Source organism: Adonisia turfae CCMR0081, from assembly GCF_011009555.1.
In the GTDB taxonomy this organism is placed as follows: domain Bacteria; phylum Cyanobacteriota; class Cyanobacteriia; order Phormidesmidales; family Phormidesmidaceae; genus Leptothoe; species Leptothoe turfae.
Genome location: NZ_QXHD01000004.1, coordinates 1,848,563 through 1,862,103, shown reverse-complemented (window position 1 = coordinate 1,862,103; position 13,541 = coordinate 1,848,563). Strand labels below are relative to the sequence as shown.

8 protein-coding genes are annotated in these 13,541 nt (G+C 45.6%); all 8 read right to left on the bottom strand.

Annotated elements, in window-relative coordinates; genetic code table 11:
• Positions 1 to 6: 6 nt before the first annotated feature.
• Positions 7 to 1,050 (bottom strand): PulJ/GspJ family protein, encoded by a 1,044-nt coding sequence (locus DXZ20_RS12170; RefSeq protein ID WP_163698439.1) that lies wholly within the window; start codon positions 1,048 to 1,050, stop codon positions 7 to 9.
• 24 nt (positions 1,051 to 1,074) lie between these two features.
• Positions 1,075 to 1,752, bottom strand: coding sequence for a prepilin-type N-terminal cleavage/methylation domain-containing protein (locus tag DXZ20_RS12165; RefSeq protein WP_250565731.1), 678 nt, complete (start codon positions 1,750 to 1,752; stop codon positions 1,075 to 1,077).
• A 56-nt stretch (positions 1,753 to 1,808) separates the two neighbouring features.
• Positions 1,809 to 6,422, bottom strand: a complete 4,614-nt coding sequence (gene hpsA, locus DXZ20_RS12160; protein WP_163698435.1) for a hormogonium polysaccharide biosynthesis protein HpsA — start codon at positions 6,420 to 6,422, stop codon at positions 1,809 to 1,811.
• Between the two features lie 496 nt (positions 6,423 to 6,918).
• The gene (gene rpmB / locus DXZ20_RS12155) at positions 6,919 to 7,155 is read right to left on the bottom strand and encodes a 50S ribosomal protein L28 (RefSeq protein ID WP_006515318.1); all 237 of its coding nucleotides are present in this window, start codon (positions 7,153 to 7,155) and stop codon (positions 6,919 to 6,921) included.
• Positions 7,156 to 7,901: 746 nt separating this feature from the next.
• A complete protein-coding gene (htpG, locus tag DXZ20_RS12150; protein ID WP_163698434.1) occupies positions 7,902 to 9,878 on the bottom strand; it encodes a molecular chaperone HtpG in 1,977 nt (658 codons plus the stop codon).
• A gap of 374 nt (positions 9,879 to 10,252) precedes the next feature.
• The gene (locus DXZ20_RS12145; protein WP_163698432.1) at positions 10,253 to 11,131 is read right to left on the bottom strand and encodes a sulfotransferase family protein; all 879 of its coding nucleotides are present in this window, start codon (positions 11,129 to 11,131) and stop codon (positions 10,253 to 10,255) included.
• 81 nt (positions 11,132 to 11,212) lie between these two features.
• Positions 11,213 to 12,460 (bottom strand): glycosyltransferase family 4 protein, encoded by a 1,248-nt coding sequence (locus DXZ20_RS12140; RefSeq protein WP_163698430.1) that lies wholly within the window; start codon positions 12,458 to 12,460, stop codon positions 11,213 to 11,215.
• A 10-nt stretch (positions 12,461 to 12,470) separates the two neighbouring features.
• Complete coding sequence (locus tag DXZ20_RS12135) at positions 12,471 to 13,484, bottom strand: glycosyltransferase family 2 protein (protein WP_163667856.1); 1,014 nt, start codon at positions 13,482 to 13,484, stop codon at positions 12,471 to 12,473.
• Positions 13,485 to 13,541: the final 57 nt, after the last annotated feature.

Sequence of the window (13,541 nt, the reverse complement as noted above, 5' to 3'; positions counted from 1 at the left end):
TGCTATTTATCCGTCTTTGTCAATGACACCACGCAGCTTTACCTGGGTTTGCAGTGCAGGGCGAATGCTGTTGTCACTTGCAGGTCCTAGAAAGCGACTCGCAGACCTGGTATCACCTCTGAGAAAAAGATAAACATCCTGAGTTGCTCTGAAATTTTCACCCGCTGGCTCAGGTGCTCGTACGCAGGCAAAAAATCCGGTTTGCTCAGTTGCATCTGTAGGAGTAAGCACATAGTTGTACTCATCGGCTGCGATGTCTACCTCTCCAGTCAAAGGGCTGTTAAAGTCTGCAATTAACGCTCGACAGTCAATAGCACCAGCGCCATCTATATTAGCTTCTTCTACAAAGTCGACTAGTACTGCACTTTCACCCCCAGAGATAGCAGTCGTTACTATATCGGTCCATTCTTCAAAAATAGTTTCCCCATTGTTTAGATCAATGGGCTCTATATAGCCAGTTGTTACGTTCAGTGTGCCTGGGTTGTATTGTGGAAGCTCATAACGTCTGAGAACGCTTTCACCTTGCCAGGGATAATTCGCTGCGCCATCATCTCTATGCTTTTGATAGTAGACAACCAGTGAATAACTAGCTCGACGTGTTTTCGCAACTCGACAGATTTCAATCTCCCTACGACTGCCTGTGCAAGTATCGGGCAAGACATCATCTTCGATAGGGACCGTGCGCCAGAAGGCAATTAAGGGGACGGCATCACCACTACCAGTAACACCAGGGCCTTCTTCATCACTTAACTCCTGAATATCGGCAACAATATCCGGTAAACTGCTGCTGTCGTAAACATAAACAGCTTCCTTTAAGTCATCAGCGATGTAGTCCATCGCCCGTTGCATATCTCGCTGGACCCGTTCTAAGGCAATTTCTCGGCGGTCTATCTGTAACAGTTCAACCACTAGAAATAACAAACCAGACACAATGACGCCAGCGATGGCGATTGAAATTAGCACTTCTGTTAATGTGAAACCAGAAGCCTTATATTGTCGACGCTGCAATAGCCATCGATACAACAAAGTTTTAGAACGATAATCAGCCATGGATGCTCTCAAGGGATGATGCAGTTAACAATCAGCTGGTACTGAAGCAGTATTATCAATAAATTCGTAGTAGTCACAAAGTGATTCTTCACCATCACTTCTGATAATGCTTGTATAGATATTGGCGAGGGGACGACTCCCTGCCTGCCCTTCACTGTTGCTTACAGAAAGACGAGCCTGTTCTACCCCTAAATTAGCGCCAGGTGCTAAAGCATTAGCTCTATAGACCCTAACCCCCAGGTCAAAGGCAACTGGTCGACCGCTTCTTTCAACCCCTGCAGTTCTAAAGATTTGAACGGCATAATCATCGTTGCCATCGTTATCAAAGTCAATGCCCCGAGCAGAGTCAGATGTCGTGGAGTAATCATCAGCAATGGTGGCAGGCGGCGGCATTATGTATTCAGGAGGATCTGAGCCTGGTACTTGTGTCTCAAAATCAGCTGTACTAACAACAGCAGCTGGCGTTGGTGCAATGTTTAGGGTGTAAGCCCCGCCCCGCTCAACAATTACCTTGATGCGATCTACTTCTGCTTGAGCTATTTGAAAAGCTTGCTCTGTTCGCTGACTCTGAACTCTGGCTCCGACTGCCAGAATTACCATTGGCGTCATGACAGTAGTGGTAATGGCGATAATCACAATTGCTACCAGCCCCTCAATCAGCGTCAGCCCGCTGTCATTGGTCTGAGTAGATGGTTGTGACATTGTCCTAGCCATCTTTTTTAGTTGCCTACTCTTCATAAACATTTTTCGCTCACTCCCTATTGGCAACCAACATCAGCACCGAGTTCGAGATCACCCGCATTATTCCTTGCTGTACAAAGGTTAGCGATGTACTCATCATTGAGTGGTAGCTCTCGATAAAATTCACTTCTGGGTCGACCAAATGTAATAAATCGACGGGCAATGGGGGCAACGCTGGTGTACTGGAAGGCGACATCATATCCCCAAATACGGGTAGCGGCACCGTAAAAGCCATTGTCCACCTGAGCGCCATTAGGATTTGCCCCTGGTTCCCAGGCATCTTGGTCAAATGGAGCCGTTGCCTGAGTACTAAAGTTCAACTGGAAAAAGCCCCCTGAAATAAACAGGTTTTTACCGGGCCAATATTCAAGCAGTCGTGGGAAGTTGTGTAACCCACCATAGTTTTGGCCTGACCGCAGAGGCACAATACCTGATACCAGCAGTGCATTTACTCGGGTATTGTCTGCAGCCGTTATGAGGTTTCTCTGACGCTCAAGATTTTCGTTTAATCCGATTTGATTAGCATTAGCACCAGCAAAGGTAGTAGGAAACTCGGTATACGGAGAACCTAGATCAGCCTCATCTTGCGCTTTAAAAACTCTCCCATTGCGGTCAAACCAGATAGGGAGGGTAACATCAGTATCACCTTGTGTAGCTGCTAAATCTTCACGTTGCCAATCGTCAGCTTGTCTAGCGTTTGTACCCCTACGAGGCCGATCCGAATTTAAATATGCGGAGCTAACAGCTGCAGTACCTTCAGCACCATCAGTCTCGTAAATATAGGCATCCTCAACCCAACCATCACGGAACTCGCTAGACAAAATGCCAACGGCATCGGCAAAAATTTCAGAGGGCCTCCAAAGATCTTGACCACCCCGAGCAAAGTCTGCATCTAGGTTTGTGCGGCCATAAAAATCATTAAAGGGATTACCTGCTCCTGTTGCAAAATCTATACCCAGCTGTTCTTGGAATTCTTCTAGGATATTGCCAGCAGCATCCTGGTGTAAGTTGAAATCGCCATAAACATAGGCCGTATTGTCGGTGACAAAGGTAACACCAGCTGCTTTGTCATCTGCTGAGCGATAAATAATTGAGCCATTGATTAATCGAAAGCCGTTGGGGCGTCGATCTGGATCGGCGTACATATCAACAGGTTTGGGACTAATTAAGTTGTCGGCCAATGGTGGGTCAGAGGTCCCTCTCTGACTCGCATCAGCCGGGTTGGCAACAATCATTGGACAGTTTTGCCCATTATCCAAAAGGTTTGTAAAGTCTCTACAGATTGCCCAATCTGCCCGGCGGGGACGAACAATACTATCTTCACGCACGGCATCTTCTCGGGCCGCATAAAAAATACCATCAACCTCAGGGATCCAGGCTACCTGGTCAGGGCCATCAGTGAAGAATGAACTTGCATCAGCAGTAATTTGGGTGAGCTTCTCAATATCTAAGTTGAGTACACGGGTGCTTAAAAGCTCACGCCCATCCATCATCGCCTTGTCTAAAAAGGTAAGCTGATTGAGGGTGCCATCAACGTTAAAGGTAGTACCACCGACATTAATGGTGCTTCTTTGTAACTCGTCACGGATATCTGCTTCAGGAGCTACAACTTCCGTTGGTTGTTCAAAATCAGCAACGGTATTTACAGGGGTAAGTGCAAGGTTACTTAAATCAGTAGGCTCTGCATTAGTGGGGTCAAGTACTGCATAGGCAACTGCACTATTTACTCTTATATTTCCTGGGGTTGCTGCATCAAAAATATACTTGTCGGTAGCTGGGCCTTCAGTATTGTATTCATCTATTTGAGTTGCAGGGATGACACCAGGAAGAAGAGGTGTAGGATAATCAAGAACATCAGGACTGGCAGCGACTAATGAACCATTTTGGTTGTGAGCAAGAGTTGGGAAAAGATAGTACAACGATGGATAAGCTGGTCGTTGAGTGTCCGAACAAAAGGCAGCAACGATACCACCTGCAGCTACTCCTGGAAAGTCACCTACTGCACAGGTCGCAGCTCCCGCTTCGGCAAAACCAAACTGGCGATCCCTAAGCACTTGACGATACAAAGCTATAACTTTTGCTGCTTCCAAATTCGCTACTGATGAGCCACCTGTTTCCAAGGCATCTATCCAATCACTACCCTGACCAGATGTAGGCGCTGAACCACCAGCAGCTATGTTATTTAATTCAGTGGCGAGGGCAGTAATAGAAGGGTTTGTTGCGGGGTTTATGACATTGTTGTAAGACGCTTCCAAACTTTCCAAATTGGAAGCCAACATCCCTAGAGTACAGGCTGCAGAATGTAGAGTTGATTTATCAGCAGGACTTAAATTCCTATACTTGTCCAGAGTATCAACTAAATCAGTTTCACTGCCGTCTGCGTAGTTATGCTCAAACAGAATTCTGCGCAAAATTGAAAAATCACCCCACATAGATAGGTAGGGATAGGGATGAACGAAATCATCATTAGGCTCTAGAGTAAGACCTACAGCATCGTTCTGAATACCTTGAACAGGCGAAAAGGATGGAGCTCCTCCCTGAGGATCACCTGCAAAATGCGCCAAGTTACGTAACGCTCTTCCCAATGGCTCATTTTCTCCAACAACTTTATTACCAAAAATATCTGAGGTGGCATACTGACTTTGAAAATCAAATTCCCAACCGTTAGTACCTTGGCCAGTTAGAAAATCAATGCGTCTTGCCCCTGTTTGAGGATAGGTGCCAAAGGTTCGACTATTTGTGAGGGTTTGTTCAGTCCCTGGATGTACGGTTGAAGCCATACAAATATATGGCAGTTCCCCATTGTCCTGGGTGTAGTGGTAAGCAACCATGCCCTGCACAGCTGCTAAATTATCGCGCAATGACTTTTGCTGTTTAGCCTGAGCAGCACCTTTATCGGTTATGGCCTGAACTGTTGTAGGTGGGTAGAGTGGATCATCAGCTTCCCAACCCAATCTGTTACCCAGCTCTAGTCGTTGTCCAACAATAACTCGTAACCCCTGGACAACTGAGCGACGTTCCCAGTAGCCATCTAAGCCATATTCCTGTTCAGCTAGATTATCATCGGCTAACAGTGGATTATCATCAATAATGTCGCCAATCACATGGGAAACGTTATTAGTTTCACTATTAGCTTGAGTCAAACTATTTAATGCGTCATAACGTGGCTTTGGACCATAGCGACTATCAGCCCGAAATCCATCATCTACAAAAGGACGAGCCGCATCAGGAAACACTCTTACTCGGGCACTATCAGTCAAGAGCCGTACAGTTTCATCAGGGTTTGCTGGATTTAATAAGGCATCTTTGCCAACTTCAGGATCCCAAGTACCTTGATTCAGGTTAACGGTTCTGTCTTCTGTAAGAATCAAAACCGGATCTACAGCGACGTCTGTTACGCGTGCTCCGCCTTCATCAACCGAATCAGTATCCTCTTTCAGAGGAGCTTTTCCAGGGTTGACCGGATTGGCATCATTTTCCTCATGAAATTCCTTACCTCTCCTCCCAGCAAAATTGTCATCTTTTGAAGCACCTGAAACTAAGTGCCCCTGGAAGAATTGATCATTAGTTCCATCGCCATCGGTGTCATAGCTACTTACACTAAGGGTGATTTCCGATGCATCTGTACTGAAGACACAGGATTCTGGAGAACTGACTAGATAGGCCTCTAGATTCTCAAATGCAATGATGTTAGATTCTGAGTGCATTGCCCCATTCCAGCGAAAAGCTGCACCCGGAAATATTTCCATGTCGTAGCGGAACCAGGCACCATATTTATTACCTTTCGGAGTACTACGGACCTGTTGATATTCTGCGGAATGAACCGTTCGATTAGGGCTGTTAGGGTTAGTGATTGTTAAAACATCAATTTGGAAATTTTTCTGTAGATTACTGCCAGCATCTTGCCAACCATCACCTGACAGGATGCTTACAGGGCAACCTTCTGCTGATCGTTGTGTATTAATAGGGCCGTTGCGCGTAATCAGGGCATTCGCTTTTTCCTGGGTCCTATTGGAGCTTAGGGTCAAAGGTGTAGTAGTTCCTGACTCATTAATAATATTGCCGCCGCTATCTCGTCCTTCATGAGAGGTCAACAGAGAATACACAATGAGACTGCCGTCGTCAGATGGAAAACTCCATGCAGGGTCGGGGTTGCCATCACCATTAATATCTAGCTGCTTTTCATCAGGTAAGGTGTAGGGATCCTGCTCTGAATGGTCTGCATCTCCCCAAGTACCTGACTTAGCTAAGAGCGCATTGACCAAATCAGTACTTGATGGCGGTCGCTTATCGATGATGGCCTTATCTTTTGTAAATAAGAACTCAATCTTTGCCTTAGCCCTATCCACTGCTGGAACAGCAAAATTATCGATGCTCTGTTGCTCACGATAGGCAATGGTTTGGTTTAGTCGGCTAAACGAACGAAAGCTGAGACCACCAACGGTTAGAGTCAACACCAAAAGCAACATCACTGTTGTTGGCAAGATAAAACCGGCCTGGTTTGTGCGACTGAAGCGAGCGCCAGCAAAAATAAGGCGAAGCAGCCAAGCCATAAAATGCTTGGGTAATTGCCTAACGTGAGTCAAGGATCGACGAAGATTAGAAACTCGAGAGCGTTTTGGGGTAGACATCGCTGACTTCTAAAAAATAAGCGTTAGATCAGATATGGCATATGCCAACATGACCATCGATTTGTAGTCTATTTAAGACTTAAAGCAATTGAACTCTCAGGGAACGAAAACTTGCGTGGTATCTACATGTCCCATAGTAGATTTACCCAGCCTAAACCTTTAATTACCAAACTGGTAATCAGTATAAAGCCTGAATAGTTTACTTGAACTTTACCCATTCCTTATGACGAATCGATCAGATCGTGATCAAAACAATCCATAGATATCTGTCTCTACATCACGATCAGTTCGACATAACTAAGGTTCTGCAAGATCCTGCATTTGAATATCATCGACTATACATACAGTAAATCCCCTGACTTTGCAGTCAGGGGATCTATCCGTGAACATACCAAAACTTTAAGCTTTTGATAAAGCTAAGTAAGCAGCATTAAGTTGTATCAACTCAGGCAATTGCAAACTCAATAAATTAATGCCTGAACCAGTGCCACAGTCTCTAATACTTACTCAAATCAATGCCTGCCTCACGGGCCATTGCTTCAATCCCTTTCTTTTCAAGGGTTTTAATCGCTTTAGTGGATAAACGCAGCTTTACCCAACGTTTGCCTGTGGGCCACCAAACCCGCTTGTCTTGAAGATTTGCCTGTTGTAGACGCTTGGTACGTCGGTGAGAGTGAGAAACAGCAAAGGCATTATTAGCCTTTTTATTCGTCAGATCACATCTGCGGCTCATGGTACAGTCCTTGGAATACAGTCCTTAATCCTTACATGGCTGCACTCTTAAATGCAACCCCCTCATATTTTAGGGCTGATTCTCAAATCAAAAGATATTTCCATGATTGAGTAACAGGCCAAGGGGTTTCAGGGGGCGGGCAGGCCCCCTACCCCCCAATACTGGGGGCTGTGAGTCTTGTTTCCCCAGGATTGGGAAACCCCAGTATTCCTAATTTGGAAAAGGTGGACTATTCCATCAAAAGGGCTACGGTGTACACACATCTCGAAAGGGAGTTCACAATCGTGCATTACCCCCCTTAATACCCTCTAAAGCCCTCCTGGCATGGGCTAAAGCCTAAGGTAAAGGGGGAAACTCCGGTCCTCCCCCTTACCAACTACGGTGTATACACATCTAGAAGATAATGTCCCAAAAAGTAGACCTGACCTTGAATTGGCCCTCATCCTAAATCCTTCTCCCTGGGGGCGAAGGACTTTGAGGCCAGGCCCCCCTTCTCCCTTAGGGAGTAAGGGGTTGGGGGATGTAGAGCTTTGCTCTTCTCGCAGAGTGGGCTCGAGATTTGGAGCGACTCTCCGACTTATGTATACACGGTAGCCCTTACCAAGGGGGAGTTAGAGGGGGGTAGACAAGCGCAAACGCTAGTTTCCAGGACTTGTGTGTACACGATAGGTCAAAAGGGGGAGCCTGCAACCGGTATAGCCTTTTCTAAGAAACACCTATGAGGTCTTCAAGAAAACGGCCATTGCCTATGATTTGGTTAAACCTGTTAGCAGGCTATTGGAGCGTTCCACAAACGACTTCATGCCATCGGCATCAAATCCTTTCTGCGCCATTAAAGCCAGATCATAGACATGTTGACAAATCATATTGGCCATGGCCGCAGTGGGAGACTCGCCACCGTCAGCTTGTACAATTGCGCCCTGACTCATGTCTAGCAGATTCTGGATCAGTGGATGAGCCGTATTCACCAGCAAGGTATGTTCCTCAGGAAATTGAGCCGTCTGCTGCTGCATCATCGCCATCATTTCCTGCATGCGGCGCATTTCTTCGGGAAGTAGCACAATGGCAGGCGGTGCACCCTGGACATCGTCAGACTTGAGGGCATCGGTTCGAATCGTAACCTTGGGCTGAGCGAGGGCTTTTTCAAATAGCTCCTTCACCCGCTCACCCTTAGTTTTATTAGTGGTTGGGTCGACAATGTCACTACCCGCTGATTCGTCGATGAGGGTGTCATCCAGGTCAGAGTCTACACGGGAGAACTTAACATCAGAATACTCCCGTTCTAGAAACGGTACAAAGTGAGTGTCGATAAAGGAGTCTAGATAAAGGACTTCCAGTCCCTGACGCTTGTGCAGATCGATATAGGTGGCTTGGGATACTTCGTCCGTTGTATAGAAGACTCGGTTTTCATGCTTCTCCTTATTCCGCTCTAAATATTCTTTGAGAGTGGTGTAGGGATTACCCTTGGCATCAATGGCTGCACTTTCCTCGTCTGTTGACTGCCAGGCATCGTCTTCTGCCGTTTGCACTTCAACTTTTGGCTGATCGCTGGCGAGGCTTGCCGTGGTGCGGAAAATTATAAAATCGGCGATCTGCTGCTTGAACTTATCGTTATTGAGGGAGCCAAACTTAACAAAGGTGCCCAAATCTTGCCAGCACTCAATGTACTTCGCTTTATCAGTGCGGTATAGCTCTTTGAGACGATCACCTACTTTTTTGGCAATGTAGTCAGCGATGCGGCGGACGGTGCGATCATTCTGTAAAAAGCTGCGGGAGACGTTTAGGGGAATGTCGGTACTATCGACGACACCGCGCAGGGGTAGTAGAAACTGTGGAATGATTTCTTCGCAGTTATCGCTGACAAAAACTTGATTGCAGAAAAGCTTAATTTGCCCTTTGGTAACGTCGACGTCGGGGCGGAGCTTTGGAAAGTACAGAATACCGTTAACGACAAAGGGATAGTCCGTATTTAAGTGGACCCAAAGCAGCGGCTCCTCTTGGAACGGATAGAGATAGCGATAGAGTTCTAGATAATCCTCATCGGTGAGGTTACCGGGGGATTGCTTCCAGGGAGCATTTTGTTTATTGGCAGATTCCCCATCTAATTTGATGGGAACAGGCATAAAGTCGCAGTAGGTTTTGATCAGCTGCTGGATGCGAGTCGTCTCCAGGTATTCAGCCTCTTCCTCCATCAAATGTAGGGTGATGGTGGTGCCTCGATCAGTTCGTTCTGAATCAGTCAGCTCAAAGGAGGTAGTGCCATCACAGGACCAATGGACAGCAGTGGCTTCTGCTTGATAGGACAAGGTGTCGATTTCGACTCGGTCGGACACCATAAATGATGAATAGAACCCTAGGCCAAAGTGACCAATAATTTGCTGGTCAGTATTGTCCTTATACTTAGATACAAATTCTTCGGCACTGGAGAAGGCTACCTGGTTAATGTATTTCTTAACCTCATCAGCGGTCATGCCGATGCCATTATCACTAACACTTAAAGTTTTAGCGTCCTTATCGATAGCGATGGTAATTTCCGGCTCGCCGACTTCGCCAGTGAAGTCGGAGCTTCGGGACACCATATTCAGCTTACTGATGGCATCTACCGCGTTGGAAATTAACTCCCGCAGAAAGATTTCATGGTCGGAATAGAGCCACTTTTTGATGATGGGAAAAATATTTTCAGTATGGATACTGATGTTTCCCGTTTCTTGAACAACTGCCATGACTTAGATTTACTCTGACTCATTAAGACTTGCTAACGGTGTTGGCTCTATGCACTAATTTATACAAAATCCTGACTGATGGTGCCCGTTATTGAAGGGCATCCCCAAGGGAGTGCCCCTACAGGATTGTCCATTTTTATCGGATTTGTATTAAACGTGCATAAAGCATGCCGCACCATATATTGATACATCGTAAGTTGGATCCCAATTGTAGATTTCCGCTAATGTAGTTCGGTTTCCCCTACACCTTTTCTGGATTTTGGACTGGTTGTTCAGAATTTAGTATTAATACATTTTTCCTAGAAAAGTACTCTAAAAGTCTCTTCAGCTGTTCTGCGTAGCGACCATGGCTCCTTGTGCTTTTATTGCTAGCCTTAGGCCAATGTTTGTGTTGGTAAAACTGGCAAATTGACTTGTTGCACCAGGTTCTTAACGTAATTTTGCTGTTCCCTGGTAAACACTGATAAAAATTTCTGAGAATTTGTATTCTGTATATTTTTTTGAGTTGAGGCTTTCCAGGTTTCGCGAGATCGGATTAATTGGCTCGATGTATTGCGATAATTTTCGAGCATGTGATCATCAAAGGGGACACCAATAAAATTACAGAGGCGTTTGACTTCATCTGTTGGATGGCTAACCATTTGTTCATAGTGAATCAACGTATGGTTAGGCTTATCCAGATACTGATGCGTGATGGCAATGTCCTCAGTCCAACGTTGAATACAATTATCTAGGGTTTTAAAGGTGCGTCCCCAATGGTTGGGATGACGCTGAGCTAGGTCATATATAGAAGCAATGACATCCATGCCGCTTCTAACAATGTGGATCACTTTGGCCTCTGGCATGTAGTGCTCGATATATTTCAGTCGGTGTAAATGTTCAGGGGTTTTTTCTAGCCAGATAGATTTTTTTTGTAGATGGGTCAATTCGCCCATTATTTCTTTAAAGCTACGAACGTAGGCCTGAATGAGGGGTAAACGCGGAAGTTTATAAGTGAGTTCTGGATGCCCAACTTCATGCAAAAACGATTCCATTGTGTTGCGCATTTCCTTAGAAACTAGACCTAAGGCATAGCGACGTGAGCGTTCCTCTGGCATCCAAACAAGATCTACAAAAAATTTGGACTCTGGGAATGAAGCAATATCGGGATGACTGGCTAGCAGGCTTTGTAGAAGCGTTGTGCCCGAGCGAGCACAGCCAACAATAAAGATAGGAGATGCTGTATATGGATGCTTGTGTTTTTGAGTCATCATATATAGATAAAAATTAATAGGTGGCTTTAAAGAGTGGCTTTATTAATAGTGGTTAATTAGTGCAAAGGTGATTTCTCAAATTTATTGCAATAGTTCTTGGTAAAGTTGCTTATAGGATGCTGATTGGACTTCAAATGAAAACTTTGTAATTACAGTTTGTCGAGATTGTTGAGAGAGTTGTTGTAGACGCTCGGTATTTTCAAGAGTCCATTCAATACCTTTAGCCAAGTCTTCAGCACTAAAGCATGCGGCACGATAACCATTCTTTTGATGTTCAACAATATCGCGTAAGCCAGTGGCATCAAAGGATACCACTGGTGTGCCGCATGCCATGGCTTCAATGGCGGTTTTACCAAAGGCTTCTTGAACAGAAGGGACTACCATCACATCAGCGGCTGAATAGGCGAGTGCCAGTGTGACATTGTCGTTTAGGCGTCCCAGCATAGTGTGAGGGATATTGAGTTTCATTGATGGTGATATTTTGTTCGCACCAAAGATGACAGCTCGCAGAGGCAAGGTATTGTTACTTTTTAGTGTATTTAGAGCAGCTCTTAAATGGTCAAAGCCTTTGCGCTTATCAGTGGTTGCACTTAACGCACCAAAAAGGATGAGTTTATCCTGTTGAGGCAGTTTCAGAATGTCACGGGCGATATTTTTGTCAATAGGACGAAAAATATCAGTATCTACGGCATTGGGGATGACTTGGGCAGGATATTGGTTTAATAGAGTGCTTTTGCTGGCGCAGTCAGCTACCCATTGGCTAATGGGTACTAAGGTTAGATTCAGGTTTTGCCAGGCATGATATTTGCGTTGCCAAACTTTTCTAGATAAGTCTTTTTCTTGAGTGGAGCCCAGCATAGGACAGCGGCCACATTGCTGTTGATATCGAGTACAGCCTTGGGTGTAGCAGCAACCTCCGGTAAAGCTCCACATATCCCGTAATGTCCAGACGATGGGCTGGGTAAATGTTTTGAGTTGTTCTGGCCTGAGCAGCCCTAACCCAACCCAGTGTAAATTAATGATGTCTGGCTTAATTTGTTGGATTTGTTTGATAACTGGATTGGGGTAAATAGCCGGGGAAAAGAGCCCTGGTAATTTGTGGGGATAACGTTTTAAGGGCCAGTATTCGACGGTTTGACGAATACCGTTAAGAATTTTTTGTCCTCCTGTAATGCCACTGGGGCCAATTACTGTTGAGTCATCAGTATATTTTTCGGCCACGAGCATGTGGGAATCAACGCCAGCTCGTTTGAGGGCCGTATGCATCCAATAGGCACCCCGAGCCGCTCCGCCATTCGCATCTGATGTGCTGAGATGTAATATTTTCATCGAAACTCAGCTATTGCAAGACAGATTGCACAACGTCGGAGGGCACGTTATGTTTTTGGAAATAAGCTTGAACATGTTTGTGGCGTAACGATGCGGGAATGAGGGCGCTACTAACGAGTTTTATGAGTTTTTTGAGATGAAAAATAAGGTAGATCCAGCGGGGTACATGGTTAGACTGCCGATGGATGCTGTTAACCATGTGCTCGACGTTATGGGGCGATTTTCGATTAGTTAAGCTTTGGAGAACCTTGAGCTTATCCGTAAAGGTTTGGCTGATATACCATTGAATCCACAGGGGCATGTAGCGAATGACGTCACTGGTTTGCCAATCAGTGCTTGCGTTTAGTTGATTGGACAGTTGCACTTTGTACCCTGCTTCCTTCGCTCTGCAGATATATTCGTAATCACCGCCGTAGTGGCGAAATCGTTTGGCATTGGGGAGGTCAATGTCTGCTATCAATGCAGTGGGTATGACGGCAATGTTGCCGTTTAAGGTATCTACTGGAATTATTGGACTATCGCTAAATTGCTCCAGGTTATTAATGGGTTGGCTGGCAATCACCCCGCCAAATACAATCCAGTCTGGGTGAGATTGAGCACATACGATGCCGCCGGTGATTACTTTTTTATTTAAATTTTTCTGACATACCTGGATTAGTTGGGATATAAAGTCGTCTGCTAACGTGATGTCGTCGTTAAGCCAAACGACATAGTCTGTTTGCAGTTGCTGCTGGGCAAAGTTCATGCCGGTTGCGATCGCACCCGTCCACCAAAGCTCGCCATCCCCTTGTAGTAAGTGAACCGCTGTAAAGGTTTGGCGAATCAACTCAGGTGTCCCATCGGTAGACCCATCATCCACCACTATCACTTCGATGGTATGTGCACCTGAGGACGCAGAAATTTGAGCCCTCAGCTGATGCAAAATGGCTGATGTATAGGCTTGACGATTTCGAACGGGCAGGATGAGTGCAGCACTGACACAGGTCATAGGTATCAAATAAACATAGCCTTGGAGGGCTGACATCAGGAGGCGCAGAATTATGCAGTCCCTACGGTTCTATATTCCCAAAGTAGTTGAGAT